14 protein-coding genes are annotated in these 15,869 nt (G+C 64.8%); 6 read left to right on the top strand and 8 right to left on the bottom strand.

The window, feature by feature from the left end; all coding sequences use genetic code 11:
• Positions 1–135: 135 nt before the first annotated feature.
• Both YP76_RS13355 and YP76_RS13350 read left to right on the top strand, forming a co-directional pair.
• Positions 136–2,274, top strand: coding sequence for a marine proteobacterial sortase target protein (locus tag YP76_RS13355; protein ID WP_046764051.1), 2,139 nt, complete (start codon positions 136–138; stop codon positions 2,272–2,274).
• An 8-nt stretch (positions 2,275–2,282) separates the two neighbouring features.
• Positions 2,283–2,867 carry a class GN sortase gene (locus YP76_RS13350; protein ID WP_052757425.1) on the top strand — a complete coding sequence of 195 codons (585 nt, stop codon included), beginning with the start codon at positions 2,283–2,285 and terminating at the stop codon, positions 2,865–2,867.
• Positions 2,868–2,980: 113 nt separating this feature from the next.
• On the opposite strand, the gene YP76_RS13345 is transcribed toward YP76_RS13350, so the two are convergent.
• Positions 2,981–3,883, bottom strand: a complete 903-nt coding sequence (locus tag YP76_RS13345) for a tetratricopeptide repeat protein (protein WP_046764145.1) — start codon at positions 3,881–3,883, stop codon at positions 2,981–2,983.
• A gap of 168 nt (positions 3,884–4,051) precedes the next feature.
• Between YP76_RS13345 and YP76_RS13340 the strand changes: the two genes are divergently transcribed.
• Genes YP76_RS13340 through YP76_RS13325 form a run of 4 tightly spaced genes read left to right on the top strand, consistent with a single transcriptional unit; the run spans position 4,052 to position 10,149 of the window.
• On the top strand, positions 4,052–6,565 hold the full coding sequence (locus YP76_RS13340; protein WP_046764144.1) for a cyclic nucleotide-binding domain-containing protein: 2,514 nt from the start codon (positions 4,052–4,054) through the stop codon (positions 6,563–6,565).
• On the top strand, positions 6,565–7,467 hold the full coding sequence (locus YP76_RS13335) for a hypothetical protein (RefSeq protein ID WP_046764049.1): 903 nt from the start codon (positions 6,565–6,567) through the stop codon (positions 7,465–7,467). Before YP76_RS13340 ends, YP76_RS13335 begins: the two co-directional genes overlap by 1 nt.
• Before the next feature lie 8 nt (positions 7,468–7,475).
• Positions 7,476–9,287 carry a cytochrome c3 family protein gene (locus YP76_RS13330; RefSeq protein ID WP_046764048.1) on the top strand — a complete coding sequence of 604 codons (1,812 nt, stop codon included), beginning with the start codon at positions 7,476–7,478 and terminating at the stop codon, positions 9,285–9,287.
• Between the two features lie 13 nt (positions 9,288–9,300).
• Positions 9,301–10,149 (top strand): metallophosphoesterase, encoded by an 849-nt coding sequence (locus tag YP76_RS13325; RefSeq protein ID WP_046764047.1) that lies wholly within the window; start codon positions 9,301–9,303, stop codon positions 10,147–10,149.
• Positions 10,150–10,251: 102 nt separating this feature from the next.
• Here YP76_RS13325 and YP76_RS27800 read toward each other — a convergent pair whose 3' ends face one another.
• The 7 genes from YP76_RS27800 to YP76_RS13295 form a co-directional block, all read right to left on the bottom strand.
• A complete protein-coding gene (locus tag YP76_RS27800; RefSeq protein WP_157035777.1) occupies positions 10,252–10,440 on the bottom strand; it encodes a hypothetical protein in 189 nt (62 codons plus the stop codon).
• A gap of 53 nt (positions 10,441–10,493) precedes the next feature.
• A complete protein-coding gene (locus YP76_RS13320) occupies positions 10,494–11,432 on the bottom strand; it encodes a Gfo/Idh/MocA family oxidoreductase (protein ID WP_046764046.1) in 939 nt (312 codons plus the stop codon).
• Positions 11,433–11,455: 23 nt separating this feature from the next.
• Positions 11,456–12,301, bottom strand: coding sequence for a class III extradiol dioxygenase subunit beta (locus YP76_RS13315; RefSeq protein WP_046764045.1), 846 nt, complete (start codon positions 12,299–12,301; stop codon positions 11,456–11,458).
• Positions 12,301–12,705 carry a protocatechuate 4,5-dioxygenase subunit alpha gene (gene ligA / locus YP76_RS13310; RefSeq protein WP_046764044.1) on the bottom strand — a complete coding sequence of 135 codons (405 nt, stop codon included), beginning with the start codon at positions 12,703–12,705 and terminating at the stop codon, positions 12,301–12,303. Before ligA ends, YP76_RS13315 begins: the two co-directional genes overlap by 1 nt.
• Complete coding sequence (locus tag YP76_RS13305) at positions 12,702–13,724, bottom strand: amidohydrolase family protein (protein WP_046764043.1); 1,023 nt, start codon at positions 13,722–13,724, stop codon at positions 12,702–12,704. Before YP76_RS13305 ends, ligA begins: the two co-directional genes overlap by 4 nt.
• On the bottom strand, positions 13,721–14,626 hold the full coding sequence (locus YP76_RS13300) for an NAD(P)-dependent oxidoreductase (RefSeq protein WP_046764143.1): 906 nt from the start codon (positions 14,624–14,626) through the stop codon (positions 13,721–13,723). Before YP76_RS13300 ends, YP76_RS13305 begins: the two co-directional genes overlap by 4 nt.
• A gap of 64 nt (positions 14,627–14,690) precedes the next feature.
• A complete protein-coding gene (locus YP76_RS13295) occupies positions 14,691–15,842 on the bottom strand; it encodes a LysR family transcriptional regulator (RefSeq protein ID WP_046764042.1) in 1,152 nt (383 codons plus the stop codon).
• Between the last annotated feature and the right edge of the window lie 27 nt (positions 15,843–15,869).

Genomic DNA, 15,869 nt, shown 5'->3' with positions numbered 1-15,869 from the left:
CGCACAAAACCGGACGAGCCGTCAAGTCTTCCCGGACGCTTCCACATCTTCCGGCGGAAAGCGGCATGGTCTGCCGATGGTTGTCCGGCATGGCGGGTCCCTATGGGAAAGGCTCCCTTGAACAGGAGCGAACCCATGCCCGCCTTTCCCCTCCCCCGTCGGTCACGGCACAGGCTGATGCTCGGCCTGACACTGATGCTCGGCCTCCTCGCCCTCATCTTCCTGACCGACCGCCTCTGCGCGTCGGATGTGGAGGCCGATCCCGACGCGATCGGCAGCGGCACGCTGATGCTGCGCGGCAAGGGGGTGGCCAACGCCATGCCAGCCATGCGCCTCGGCACCGACATGGACGTGACCGTCAGCGGCCAGATCGCCCGCGTCCGCGTCACCCAGGCGTTCCGCAACGGCAGCAGTCAGTGGATGGAGGCAAGCTATCTCTATCCCCTGCCCGACGACGGTGCGGTCGACAGCCTGAAGATGGTGGTCGGGCAGCGTGTCATCATCGGCCATATCAAACGCCGCGAGGAAGCCCGCGCCCTTTACGAAAAGGCGCGTGACGATGGCAAAAAAGCGGCGCTGGTCGAATCCGAACGGCCCAACCTGTTCCGCAACAGCGTTGCTAATGTGGGACCGGGCGAAACCGTGCTGATCGCCATCGAATATCAGGCGCCGGTGCGGCAACTGGGCGGCGAATATGCGCTGCGCCTGCCGCTGGTGGTCGGCACCCGCTACATCCCGGCGCAGACGCCCGCTGCCGACGCCGCCAATGTCAGCGCCCCGCTCGCCCATCCCGCGCTGGGCAAGGGCATCAATCCGGTCTCCATCACCGTCCATCTCGCCCCGGGCTTCAAACCTGCCAATCTCATCAGCCCCTACCACCGCATCGCCATCGACCGCGATGGCGCCGAAACCCGGACGATCCGCCTTGCCGACGGCCAGGTCCCCGCCGATCGCGATTTTGAACTGCGCTGGCGCTCCGCCAATGCCGATCCCACCATCGGCCTGTTCCGCGAACGGCACGAGGGCGAGGCCTATCTGATGGCTGCCATCACCCCGCCCCGCCGCGATCCAGCCACGACCGCGAACCGTGATGCGCCGCCGCGCGACATGACCTTCGTGATCGACAATAGCGGCTCCATGGGCGGCGCATCGATGGACGCCGCCAAGGACAGCCTGCTCTACGCGCTCGGCACGCTGCGCCCCCAGGACCGGTTCAACATCATCCGCTTCGACGACAGCATGACCCGGCTGTTCCACGAAAGCGTCGCCGCCTCGCCCGACCAGATCGCGCTGGGTCGCCGCTTCACTCAGGGGCTGGAGGCCGATGGCGGCACCGAAATGCTGCCAGCCCTGACCGCCGCGCTGGAGGACAACACGCCCGATGACAGCCATTATGTCCGCCAGGTGCTGTTCCTGACCGACGGGAACATCTCCAATGAAAAGGAGATGATGGCCACCATTGCGGCGAAGGGTGGACGCAGCCGCATCTTCATGATCGGCATCGGCTCCGCGCCCAATCAATATCTGATGCGCCGCACGGCCGAAGCGGGGCGTGGCACCTTCACCAATGTCGGCTCGGGCGAGGATGTCGCCGCGAAGATGACCGCCCTGCTGGATCGCCTGAAGGCGCCGGTGGTGCGCGACCTGAAGGTCCGCTTGGAGGGCGCCCCCCTCGATCTGACGCCGCGGCGCCTGCCCGATCTCTATGCCGGGGAACCGCTGGTGTTGCTGGGCAAGGGCAAGGCCCAAAATGAGGGACTGTCAGGCAAGCTCACCGTCTCCGGCCTGATCGACGGCAGACCCTGGTCGCAGAGCGTCGACCTGTCGGACGCGATCGACAGTCCCGCCGTCGCCAAACTCTGGGCCAATCGCCGCATCGCCGATGTGGAGGCTGCACGCTGGGCAGGCGAAACCAATGACGCCACCACCGATGAAGCCATTGCCCGGATCGGCCTCGCCTACAGCCTCGTCACCAGCCAGACCAGCCTGGTCGCCATCGACGAAACCCCCGCGCGTCCGGAAGGCGTAAACCTGACCCGCGAGGAACTGCCGTTGTTGCTTCCCGCCGGCTGGGATTTCGATGTCCTGTTCGGCGGACAGGCGGCGAAGGCGGCAAAACCGGGTGGCGTGCAGCCTGCGGGCGAAGCCGAAGCCATGGACCTGCCCCAGACCGCCACCGGCTATGTCGGGTTGATCGGACAGGGGCTGCTGTTCCTGGCGCTCGGCCTTGGCGGCCTCGCCCTGCGCCGGGCGCAGCGGCAGGTCCGGGCATGATCGCCGTCATGACGACCGTGATGAAAGGAGGGCGCGCCGTGCGGGGCGCCCTCGCCCGCGCCCTGCTGATCGGCCTTTGCGTCATCGGACTGTGCTTCATCGCCTACGGTGCGATGATCCCCGCCAAGGCATGGATCGCGCAAATCCTGCTCGACCGCGCATTCGATCAGAGCTTGTCGAAACATCGCCCGTTAAAGCCCTGGTTTTGGGCCGATATGACTCCCGTCGCCCGCATCACCCTACCGCGCCTCGACGTCCGCGAGATCGTGCTGTCTGGCGGTTCCGGACAGGCCATGGCCTTCGGTCCGACGCTCATGCCCCTGGGCAATCCGCACGTCAGCGTCATGGCGGCGCATCGAGACACTCATTTCGCCTTCCTGCAGAAGGTGCGGAAGGGCGATGAGATCGAAGTCCAGTCCATCGACGGACGGAAGCGGCGTTATCGCATCACCGGCTTCCAGATCGTGCGCTGGGATCGTTTCGCCTATCCGCGCGATCCGGCAGGGGCGTTGCTGGCGCTCACGACATGCTATCCCTTTGGAACGACGGAGCATGGTCCGCTACGATTTGTGGCATGGGCCGAAACCCAGTAACGCCTTGCGCTCCTGCGCCGACAGGGAGCCCGGTCCAAACGGCGAAGAAAAATCCTGCGGCGAGCCGGAACTGCCGCCTGCTCAGGATCGGAAGCGTTCAATAGAACGCCCGCTCAAACACCCGGAACCCCCAAAATCCGCGCCTCATCCCTGATCCGTCCCGCCTGCGCCGGGTTGGCCGCCTTCGCCTGCGCATAAGCCGCCGCCGCCTTGGCCGTCTCGCCCAATGTCATCCGGCTGCGCATCAGCATGATCCAGCCGTCGACATTGCCGGGATTCGCCTTCAGCTTGGCCTCGAGCCCCGAAACCATTCCCTCCACCATCGCATCCTGCTGCCCCTTGGGAAGCTGCGCGGCCGCCTGCATCTGCTCGCTGCTCGGCCCAGGAATTGCCGCCGCCGCCACTGACATGCCGCCCATGGGGGGATGGGGGGCGACCGGCTTCACCGCCGCCAATCGCGGGGCCACGTCGATCTTGTTGATCTTCCCCACCTGCTCGATGGTCCGGCGCAGGTCGGCCTCCCACGGTGCCCCCGGCGGCGTGTCGCCCAGCAGCGCCAGCCAGTCCCGGATTGCGCCCTCATGATCCTTGGCCAGATCCTTTCGCACCGCCAGGAAATAGCGCGCCCTGGGGTCCTTGGGATCGATCGCGATCGCCTTGTCGAACGCGGCTGCTGCCTCCTGCGGCATCGGATCATGATCGCTCGCCATCACCGCCGCTTCGCCCAGCGAAGACCAGAATGTGGCATTGCCTGGCACCAGCTTCGTCGCATGGCGATAGGCGCGCAGCGCATCGGCATGGCGGCCGTTCTCGAAATAGGCCCAGCCCAGCCTCTGCCAGCCCTCCGCATCGTTGGGATTGGCCCCCACCCTGTCCTGAAGCCCCCGAATGACCGCCTCCGGATCGCTCGCCTGCCCGTTCATCAGGGGCGACGGGGCCGCGGGCTCTTTCGCCTCATCGGGCGTGTGCATCATATTATAGCCGATCGACACGGCGGCAATGCCGACCGCGCCCATCAGCACGACGCGTCCAAAGCCCCAACCCATTATTCTTGCTCTCCCCGATCTTTACCCGCCGATCCTCTCTAGCGTGACGCTGCGGAAATGATAGAGTGGGGCCGGGACAGGCATCCGGTAACATCCGGAGCACAGGGGTATTTTGGGGGATAATCTTTGACTGACCGCGTGCGTATCGCGATCGTCGGATCGGGGCCGGCGGGTCTGAGTGCGGCCGCCCGTGCCGCCGGGCTGGGGCTTTCCCACCTGCTGATCGAGAAGACGGACCATCTGTCCGACACCATCTTCAAATATCAGAAGGGCAAGCATGTGATGGCGACGCCCAGTCAGCTCGTGCTGCGTTCCGATTGCGATTTCGAGGCCGGAAAACGCGAATCGATCCTCGACCGCTGGAACGCGCAGGCGGTACAACAGGGCATCAACGTGGCCTATCGTGCGGAGGTGGAGGCGATCACCGGCACCGGTGAGCCCATCCCGGGCAGCGTCCAGAAGATCGTGGAGCGCAAGCGCGACGGCACCACCGCCACGAAGGAAATCCAGCGCCTCGCTCCGCCCTATCGCCTGACCTTGAGCGACGGTCGGGAGGTCATCGCCGACGCCGTGATCATGGCGATTGGCACGCAGGGCAACCCCAACCTCATGCGCGTGCCCGGCGCCGACTTTCCTCATGTCCAATATCAACTGGATGATCCAGCCGCTTATAATGACGAGCATATCTTCGTGGTCGGCACAGGAGACGCGGGCATAGAAAACGCCCTCGGCCTTGCCGCCGACGAGGCGCAGGGCAATGCCGTCACCATCCTCAACCGATCCACCGAATTCGCCAGCGCCAAGGCCGCCAATGTCAAGGCGCTGATGGCCGCGTCGGAGGCTGGCCGTCTCACCATCATGACCGAGGCGACCACGGCGAAGATCGAGCCGGGCTATATCACGCTCGACAGCCGCGACGGCGAGGTGAAGCTGAAATGCGACCGCATCATCGCGCGCATGGGCTCCGCCCCGCCCCGCGCCTTCGTGGAAAGCTGCGGCATCGAATTCACCAGCGGCGATCGCCTCGCCTTCCCGAAACTGTCCCCGGTCTTCGAAAGCACCGCGCCCGGCATTTTCGTGATCGGCGCGCTGGCGGGCTATCCGCTGATCAAGCATTGCATGAACCAGGGCTATGACGTCGTCGAGTATATCAACGGCAACAGGGATTTGAAGCCCGCCGACGAACCCATATTGGCCGCCAAATTCGCCGCCCTGCCGGAAAGGAAGAGCGTCGACCAATGGCTGGAGTTCCTCCGCTCCAACGTCTCCATCCTGGAGGGCCTCTCGCCGCTCCAGATGCGCGAATTCATGCTCGACAGCGAAGTCCGCGCCTATCGCAAGGGTGAGACGATCTTCGAGAAATACGACCCCGGCTCCTCCCTCTTCGGCGTGGCGCAGGGCCAGGCGCTGGTCGAGGTCAGCCCCACGCTCGAAGTCCCCATCGGCCAGGGATCGATCTTCGGGGAGGTCGGCCTGATCTCCGGCCGCCGCCGCGGCGCCACGGTGCGGGCGGGCGCGGATTCGATCATGGTGGAGGTGTCGCGCACCGCGGCGCTGAAGCTCATGTCCTCCAACCCACCGGCCAAGCGCGCCATCACCCGCATATCGACCGAGCGGCAATTGCTGCAACTGTTCGGCGCGGGCCTGACCCCGGCGGACCTCACCGAAGTGCTGGACACGGCGGAAATCCAGACCGTCAAGGCGGGCGAGCATGTCATCACGGAAGGCGACCTCGGCACCGACATCTACGTCATTCGCGTCGGCTCCATGATCGTGGAGAAGAAGATCGGAGGAAAGAACGTCTTCCTCTCCTACCTGCCCGCAGGCAGCTATGTGGGCGAAATGGCCCTCATCGCGGGCGGCGCCCGTACCGCCACGGTCAAGGCGACGGTCAAGTCCGAAGTCATCAAGCTGAACGGCGACGCCTTCGCCCGGCTGATGGCGGCCAAGCCCGCCCTGCTGGAACGCGCCCGCCGCGACATGGCCGCCCGGCAGGACGTCAACGCCTTCATCGAAAGCCGCAAGGACAGCTTCTCGACCGTCGTCGACATGTATTCGGAAACGGCGAAATTCCTGGTCGACAACGGCATCGGCGAAGCGACCGACGTGCTGCTGATCGACGAGCATCTGTGCGTGGGCTGCGACAATTGCGAAAAGGCCTGCGCCGACAGCCATGACGGCCTTTCCCGCCTCGATCGCGAAGCGGGCCGCACCTACGCCCATCTCCACGTCCCTACCAGTTGCCGCCATTGCGAGCATCCGCACTGCATGGCCGACTGCCCGCCCAACGCCATCCATCGCGGCCCGGACGGCGAGGTCTACATCGACGAGACCTGCATCGGCTGCGGCAATTGCCAGCGCAACTGCCCCTATGGCGTGATCCGCATGGACAGCGTCCCACCCAAGAAGCCCGGCCTGCTGAGCTGGATGTTCTTCGGCCAAGGCCCCGGCCCCGGCGAACCGTCGAAGAAATGGCGGTACAAGAATGCGGAACCGGGCGTCGAAAAGCCGAAAAAGGCAATCAAATGCGACATGTGCTCCGGTATCGAGGGTGGCCCGGCCTGCGTCCGCGCCTGCCCCACCGGCGCCGCCATCCGCGTCGCGCCAGAGGATTTCCTGACCGTCGCCCGCCTCGATCGGGAGGCAAACTGATGGCAACCAGAGCCGCTCCCACCCGTCGCACCAAGGGTCCCAACCGCGCCAAAGACGCGCTGCATGACGGTTTCCTGCGCCATGCCGGTTTCCGCTGGCTGAAAATCGCGACGCTGATCTGCGTCCTCGCCATCGCCAGTTACATGCTGGTCGACGTCACGCCGCACCATAATGGCGGTAGCTGGTACGGCTACACCATGGGAACGATCGGCGTGCTGCTGATCCTCTGGCTGACCCTGCTCGGCCTGCGCAAGCGGGCCATGACGCGGGGCCGCTGGTCCTTGAAGGCCTGGACTTCCGCCCATGTCTATCTCGGCCTCAGCTTGATCGTCATCGCCACGCTGCACACCGGCTTCCAGCTTGGATGGAACGTCCACACGCTGGCCTATGCGCTGATGATGCTGGTCATCCTGTCCGGCCTGTTCGGCATCACCGTCTACGCCACTCTGCCCGCCGCGCTCAGCAACAACCGCGCCGAAATGACGCAGGTGCAGATGCTGGACGCCGTGCGCGCTATCGACCGCCAACTGCACGACGCCGCCCAACCCTTGCCCCACGACAAAGCGGCGCTGGTCCGCCAGTCACTGGAGCAGGACCCCTTCGGCGGCAGCCTGCTTAACCGCCTGTCGGGCCGTTATCCCCGCTGCGCCACCGCCAGGGCGCAGGCCGCGCTCCGCCAATGGACTGGCGACCAGCCCGACACCGGCCCAAATTCCAGCAACCACCCGCTCGAACGCATCGACGCCCTGCTGGAACGCAAGCAGGCGATGCTGGCGCGCCTGCGACGGCACCTCAAGCTCAAGGCGCTGCTGGAAATCTGGCTCTACGTCCATGTGCCCGCCACCTTTGCCCTGCTGGCCGCGCTGAGCGCGCATATCGTCAGCGTCTTCTTCTACTGGTGAGCGCGCCAATGAGCTTTCTAGTCCGTCAGATCAGCCTCACCGCCGATGGCCGCGAAATCGTCCGCGCCGCCACCCTGCCCAAGCCGCAGCTCTCGCTGGGCCGCTCGGCGGAAAACGACATCCACTTGCCCGACCTTGCGTTGGAGCCGGACCATGCCCGGATCGAGCAGGTCGACGAACGCACCATCCGCGTCCGCGCCACCGGCACGCTGGGCTTCGACCTTGAAGGCCGCACCGTCCTGCGCGCCGAAATCGACCCCGCCAAGGGTGCGGAACTGCGCTTCGGCGGCCATCGCATCACCGTGTCGCGTGATGAGGATGGCGCCACCATCCTCTCGATCCGCCGCGTCGACGCCGTATCGGAGGCGTCGGAGGAAAAGGAGGAGACAAGGGTCTTCTCCCTGCGGGGCCTCGCTCCGCCCAAGCGGCTGACGGCATGGGGCATGGCGCTGGCGATCCTGATCGGCTTCCTCGCCATTCCGATCTGGAGCTACGCCAGCCGTCCGGCGAACGACACGCGCAACATCTATACCGTCGTGGGCGACAAGGCCTGGTCCTCCGGTCCGCTCAGCCAGGCGCACCACGCCCTAGAGGGCCGCTGCGAAACCTGCCATCAGAAGGCCTTCGTCTCGGTTCGCGACAATGCCTGCCAGACCTGTCACCAGGATGTCCACGACCACGCCCCGGCCGTCCGCATCACCATGGCCCGCGCCGAACCTGGGCTCGGCGGCAGATTCCTAGCGGGGGTCGCATCGGCTTTCGGCAAGCCGCCCGAGGGCGCCTGCGTCGACTGCCATCGCGAACATGAAGGGGCAGGCCCGATGCAGCCCGCCCCGCAAGCCTTCTGCACCGACTGCCACGGTACGCTGAAGGATCGTCTCAAGGATACGAAACTCGGCAACGCAGCCGATTTCGGCACCAGTCACCCGCAATTCTCGGCCCTCGTCCAGACGGTGCCGGGCAAACACCCCCGCTTCACCCGCGCCTCGCTCGATGCGAAACCAATGGACGACAGCGGTCTCAAATTCCCGCACGACATTCACCTGTCGGCCACGGGCGGCGCCGCCAGGATGGCGCGCACCATGAAGGCGCAATATGGTTTCGGCGACGCGCTCGCCTGCAAGGATTGCCACAAGCCGACCGCCGACGGGGTTCGCTTCCTGCCGGTCGAGATGGAACGCGACTGCCAGATGTGCCACAGCCTGGCCTTCGAAACGATCGGCGGCACGGTCCGCACCTTGCGCCACGGCCAGCCCGATCAGGTGATCGCGGATCTGCGCGCCTATTATCGCTCGACCGGCCCGGCCCAGCCGGTTGCGTTGGGCGCTATGGCGCGGCGGCGGCCCGGCGACTATGCGCAGGGGCAGATTTATCACGCCTATTTCGGCGCCGCAGCGGCCCGCCCTTCCCGCGCGGACGACGCCATCAGGGCGGTCTTCTCGAAGGGGGGCGCCTGCTACGATTGCCACACGGTCGCGCCGCCCGGCGCCAACGGCAATGCGAACTGGCAGGTGCTGCCGGTGCATCAGCCGATGCGTTATATGATGAACGGCTGGTTCGACCATGCCGCGCACCAGACGGAGAAATGCGAGAGCTGCCACGCCGCGCCCAAATCCCACGACGCCCGGCAACTGCTGCTGCCCGACATCGACAGTTGCCGCACCTGCCATGGCGGGGAAAAGGCGAAGGCGGACGTCCCTTCGGGTTGCGCCATGTGCCACAGCTATCATATCGGCGACGGTGCGCCCCGGACGCCCGCGGACCGATCGGCCAGACGGGATCAGGCAGACAGACCGCGCAAGACCGGCCCAGAGATATAAGGGGAGCAAGGCCATGCTGATCGCACAGGTCACGGATATCCATCTGGGGTTCGATCCCGACAACCCCGCCGAATTCAACCGCAAGCGGCTGGACCAGGTGCTGCGCGCCTTGAACGATGGCCCGAACCGGCCCGACCTGCTCCTGGCAACGGGCGACCTGACGGACCGGGGCGATGCAGACAGCTATCGTCGCCTCGCCAACGCCTTCAGCCAGTGCGATTTCCCGGTCTGGCCCTGCATGGGCAATCATGACGACCGAGCCCATTTCGCCCAGCATTTCCCTCATATCCCTCAGGAAGATGGTTTCTTCCACTATGTGATCCCGCTGGAAGGACGGCGGATCATCATGCTCGACACGCTGGAGCCGGACCGCCATGGCGGCGCCTTTTGCGAACGCCGCGCCGCATGGTTGACCGCCCGGCTGGATGAGGACGCCACCACGCCGACATTGGTCGTCATGCACCACCCCCCTGTCGAGGTCGGCATAGACTGGATGAACACGCATCCGGAAGAGCCCTGGGTCCAGCGCTTTTCTGCCGCCATTGCCGGGCGGACCAACATTCAGGCGATCCTCTGCGGCCACATCCATCGCGCGATCACGGCGCCATGGAGCGGTACGACCATCGCGATCTGCTCCTCGACCGCCCCACAACTGGCGCTCGACATGCGTCCCATGGACCCCGAAACCCCCGACAACCGCCCGATGATCGTCGCGGACCCACCTGCCTATGCGCTGCATCGCTGGACGGACCATGGCCTTATCACCCATTTCGAAACGGCCGACGATCATGTCATGCTCGCCAAGTTCGACGCCGGCATGCGGCCGTTGGTGCGGATGCTGATCGACGAAAGACCGGCCTGAACCCTCCTTCACGCCCCCTCGGCCATTCCCTCCAGCCGGTCATACGTACCCCACGCCGCCCGACCAGCAGGGCGATGCATGATCGTTCGACCGATCAGCTCTTCATGGGCGCCAAAGCCATGGAGCGCTGCCGTACCGAAAGGTGACGCCCAGATCGAACGCGTGGAGCAGCAGGCGCCCGGCATCGGCCGGTTCGGCCTTTGGCAGATAAGCGCGGTACGGACTCATGCGGCGCAGCTCGATCGCCGAGAGGCTGGCTCGACCGACCTTGCGCCGAGGCAAGGAACTCACGAAGCACACTGTCTTGCCGCGAGCAGGGACAAGGCACTGCTCGCCGGATCCTCTTATGCGAGTTGTTTTTCCAGTTCGCCGAGCACGCGATAGCAGTCGAACACTTGGGCGACGCTGCTATTGGGTTCGCGGCCTTCGCGGATGGCGCCGATGAATTCACGGTCCTGAAGTTCGATGCCGTTCATCGACACGGCGACCTTGCTGACATCGATCGGTTCTTCCTTGCCGTTCACCAGGTCGTCATAACGGGCAATATAGGTGCCGTTGTCGCCGATATAGCGGAAGAAGGTGCCGAGCGGCCCGTCATTGTTGAAGCTCAGGGACAGGGTGCAAATCGCGCCGCTCTCGCTCTTGAGCTGGATGGACATATCCATGGCGATGCCAAGTTCGGGATGGATCGGACCCTGCATGGCGTGCGCGTCAACGATCCTGCCCGCCTGATAGGCAAAGAGATCGACGGTATGCGCGGCGTGGTGCCAGAGCAGATGGTCGGTCCAGCTACGCGGTTCGCCCTTGGCATTGATATTCTTGCGGCGGAAGAAATAGGTCTGGACGTCCATCTGCTGGATGGTCAGTTCGCCCGCGCGGATCAGATTATGGACATATTGGTGCGACGGGTTGAAGCGGCGGGTGTGCCCGACCATGCACACAAGGCCGGTTTCCTTCTGCTTGGCGAGCACGGCCTGTGCATCGGCCCAACTGTCTGCAAGGGGGATTTCGACCTGAACATGCTTGCCCGCATTCATGCACGCGATGGCCTGCTGCGCATGCATCTGGGTCGGCGTACAGAGAATGACCGCATCGACATCCTCGCGGGCGAGCGTTTCATCGAGGTCGGTCGTCGCATGGCCGATGCCATATTTGGCGGCAACCGTCTGGGTCGGCTCCAGATTGCGGCCGACGAGGGAGGTGACGGTCACGCCGTCGATATTCTTGAGGCCGTCTAGATGCTTTTCACCGAAAGCACCGGCGCCGGCGAGGGCAATGCGCATGGGGAGTTCTCCTTGAAACGAGCTTAGCTGACGGGTTCGAGCACCAGATGCCCAACCGCCGTATTGGATGCGAGAACATGATAATGGCGATGCAGCGGCCTCACCTTCTTGCCCAAGGCGCCGCGCATGATCAGCCACATCACCATCTCGATACCTTCGGACCCGGTTTCGCGCAGATATTCGATATGCGAAATGGCGCGCAACGCCTCGCCATCGTCATCGCTCATCAGGTTGAGGAAACGATTGTCCCATTCCTTGTTGATGAGACCAGCGCGCGGTCCCTGCAACTGATGGCTCATGCCGCCCGTGCCCCAGACCTGCACGTTCAGATCTTCGGGGAAGCTCTCCACCGCGCGGGCGATCGCCTCGCCCAGCAGCCAGCAGCGGTTGCCCGACGGCGGCGGATAGGTGACGACGTTGACCGCCAACGGGATCACCTTGGACGGCCATTGCTCGGGCTGGCCGAACATCAGGCTCATCGGCACGGTCAGGCCATGGTCGACATCCATCTCGTTGATGATGGTCATGTCGAACTCGTCGAGGATCAGGCTCTGGGCGATATGCCAGGCAAGGTCGGCATGGCCCTCCACATCGGGAACCGGGCGCGGCCCCCAGCCTTCGTCCGCGGGCTTGTAGCGTTCGCCGCAGCCGATGGCGAAGGTGGGAATGATCTTCATGTCGAAGGCCGAGGCATGATCGTTATAGACCAGGATCACGACGTCGGGCTTTTCCTGCGCTATCCAGCGCCGCGACCAGTCATAGCCCGCGAATACGGGCTGCCAATAAGGTTCGGCGGTCTTGACCAGATCCATGGCCGCGCCGATGGCGGGCACATGGCTGGTGGCGACCCCGGCGGTAATGCGAGCCATCAACGCTTCTCCCTGATCGAACGAACGCCTTGCGGGGAACGGCCGCCGGCTATCATCATCGCCTGATAGTCTTCGGGCGTCATGCCGGTCATCGTGCCGACCGCCTGCAAGAAACTGAGGCCATCGGTCGAAAAGACCTTCGCCAGAAAATAGATGTTCCCACCCAGATCGAGGCAGCGATTATAGTCGCGATCCAATATAGCCTGTTTCTGCGCCTCGCTCATCGGCCATTCGTCGATATAGGCGCGTTCGTCCGCCTTCCACCGTTCTCGGTTTTCCGCCTTCATCAGGCTCATCGCGAACTGGTTCATCCAATAGCCCTGACGCGCCCGTTTCGCGGTATAGACGCGGGTGCCGGGAATATCGTCGAACTCGGCCAGATATTCGTGAATGTCGATGCTCACAGGCCCCTCGCCTTCAACTGCGCGTCGAGACGCGGGAAGACGCGGCGGGCATTGCCTTCGAAAATGGCGTGCCGCTCCGCGTCGCTGATGTCGAGCGCGTCGACGTAGCGCTTGGTATCGTCGAAATAATGGCCCGTGGTCGGATCGATCCCGCGCACCGCGCCGACCATTTCCGACCCGAACAGGATGTTCTTGTTGTCGATGACGTCGGCCAGCAGGTCGATGCCAGGCTGGTGATAGACGCAGGTGTCGAAGAAGATGTTGTTCATGAGGTGCATATCAAGGCTGGGTTTCTTGAGCATGTCCGCCAGCCCCCGGTAACGTCCCCAATGATAGGGCACGGCGCCGCCGCCATGCGGAATGATGAAGCGCAGCGTCGGGAAGTCCGCGAACAGGTCGCCTTCCAGCAACTGCATGAAGGCTATGGTGTCGGCGGCGATATAATAGCCGCCGGTGGCGTGCATTGCCGGGTTGCAGCTTCCCGACACATGGATCATCGCCGGCACGTCCAACTCGACCATCTTCTCATAGAAGGGATACCAGTAACGGTCGGTCAGCGGCGGATGCCGGAAATGGCCGCCACCCGGATCGGGATTGAGGTTGCAGCCGATGAAGCCCAGCCCCACGCAGCGTTCCAGCTCCGCGATGCTGTTTGTCATGTCGGCCTGCGGCGATTGCGGCAGCATGCACACCCCCGCGAAGGTTTCGGGGAACATCGCCACGACGCGGGCGATCAGGTCGTTGCAGCGGATCGCCCATTCCTTCGCCATGGCGGCGTCGCCGACATGCGGGGCCATCGCCGAAGCGCGCGGGGAAAATATCGTCAGGTCCGCGCCGCGCTCCTTGATCAGACGCAACTGGTTGGACTCTATCGTGTCGCGGATTTCATCGTCGCTGATCTCAGGATAGGCCGGGGCCGGAACGCCAGCCTTGAACGCGGCCTTCTGTTCCTCGCGCCACGCGTCATGCCCCTTGGGGAGCACCGTATAATGGCCGTGACAGTCAATGATCAGGCTCATGCGGCATCTGCCTTTCGTGCGTTCGATTGAATGATCTGGCTGATCTTCGCGCTCAGCCCCTCCCGCGGCGTCTTGACGCCCAGCATGCCCATCCCACGCTGCCGTGCCACTGTGCCCCGGCTCATCGCGGCGCCGGTGCCGAACCCTTCAAGCGTCCGGACCACCTCTTCCATCTCGGCGGCACGGCGCAGGCCGTGGACCAGCATGCGGTCCAGATTATAGTCCGCGCGATCTTCCCAGGACTGCGCCTTTTCACTGGACTGCGCCTTTTCACTGGCATCGAGGGAGGCGAGCACCTCCTCGCGCACGCCAGCGGCCTCCGCGGCAAGGACGCATTCGGCGGTCAGCGCCTCCATGCCCTTCACCATGACCGATCGGATCATCTTGATCGAAGAGGCGCGACCGACGGCTTCACCCACCAACCGCGTCCTGGCAAAGCCCAAAGCCGCCAGGCGTCGCCCGGCCTCCGCCGCCTCAGGCCCGCTCAGCAGCAGGGGGACGGACAGGCGCGCCGGGTTGACCGGTGCCATCACCGCGACATCGACATAATGGCCGCCCGCCGCCTCGATGAGGCGCGCGGCCTGCTGCTTGGTCTGTGGCGCCACGCTGTTCATGTCGCAATAGAGCGCTCCGGCCGGGAGGCATGAAGCAGCCTTCTCCGCCACGGCGAGCGCCTGGTCCGCGGTCACCAGCGAAAGCACGAGGCCGACACCCGACAAGGCTTGTTCCAGAAGCGCCGCGCCCGATACTTGGGCAGCGGCATAAGCCGCCAGCATCGCTTCGCGATCGGCGGGATCGTCCGTCTTGCAGTCGAACGCATGGGCGCGTTCGCGCCATTCGCCCGCCAGGGCAAAGGTGGCGCCTGCTTCGCCAAAACCAATCAGACCGACTTCCTGCTCCATGGACGGCGACATGGCGCAGCGCCTGCAAACGCGCCAATCGAATCCATGTGTCCGCTATAAGAATTTACGAATATATGTTCCTGCTTTCCTTTTCCACGGCATCCAGGAAACGGCTTTGCAGGCGCGTCGGACGCCAGTCGGCCCGTGTGGTGATGCCGATGGTCCGGCTGACCGATCCCGGTGCTGAACCGATTTCGATCACCACCCCCACCTTCAGTTCCAGTGCCAGTTGGTCGACCGACAGCAACGTCAGATAATCGCCGCCCAGAAGCAATTGCCGGATCGTCATGACCGACCCGCATTCGATCGGCACCGGGGGCGGTTCGATGTCCAGGGCATCGAACATGCGCCGCCACAACTGGCGCAGCGGCGCGCCTTCGGGCGGGAGTATCCAGGGAAAGCGGCGCAGATCGTCAGGAAACCATCCGTCCGCAAGCGGATGCCCTGCACGGCCGATGATGATCGGCCGGTCTTCGAACAGGGGTTTTTGCACCAGATCCTGGCCGATGGAGGGATCGCGCAGCGCGCCGATCATCATGTCGACCTCGCCATCGCGCAGCGGCGCGACAAGCTCCGCATGAGACCCTTCATGAACGCTGATGTCGACCTGCGGAAAATCGGCACGGAAACCCGCGATGGCGGCAGGCAACAGCCGCGCGCGCGACAACGGCATGGCGCCGATCACGATCCGTCCGCTTTCCTGCCCCCTTATATCGGCTATATCCTCCAATCCCGACCGCAGCTCCGCCAGCGCCAGCCGCAGCCGGCGCGCCAACGCCGCGCCCTGGCGGGTCAACACCAGCCCCCGGCCACGCCGGTCGGCCAACCTGTAGCCCATGGCCAGCCCCAGATCGCCCACCGCCCGATGCAGCGAGGGTTCGGTCACGCCCGCTTCCGCCGCCGCCGCCGGGTAGCTGCCCGTCCGCGCGAGGGTGACGAATGCACGGATCTGCGCCGCGGTCACCCGTTTGCTGCCGATCAGGCGCAGCGCCGCATCGACACGCGGCGCCAGCACCAGCGCCGCCTCGGTCGGGACCATGCCGCCCGGTTGCCGTCCGAACAGGGGCAAGCCCAATTGCGCCTCCAACTTGGCGATGCCCTGGGTGACGGCGGGCTGCGTCAGGTTCACCGCGCGAGCGCCCAACGAGACGCTGCCCCGTTCGACGACGGCGGCCATGGCGGCAAGGTGGCGGATATTCAACTGATCGGGCGACATATTGCATGATTAGCAAAAATTTATGGG

Origin of the sequence: Sphingobium chungbukense (assembly GCF_001005725.1) — a bacterium.
In the GTDB taxonomy this organism is placed as follows: domain Bacteria; phylum Pseudomonadota; class Alphaproteobacteria; order Sphingomonadales; family Sphingomonadaceae; genus Sphingobium; species Sphingobium chungbukense.
The sequence above is the reverse complement of the archived record's forward strand: the minus strand, read 5'-3'. Positions and strand labels throughout refer to the sequence as shown.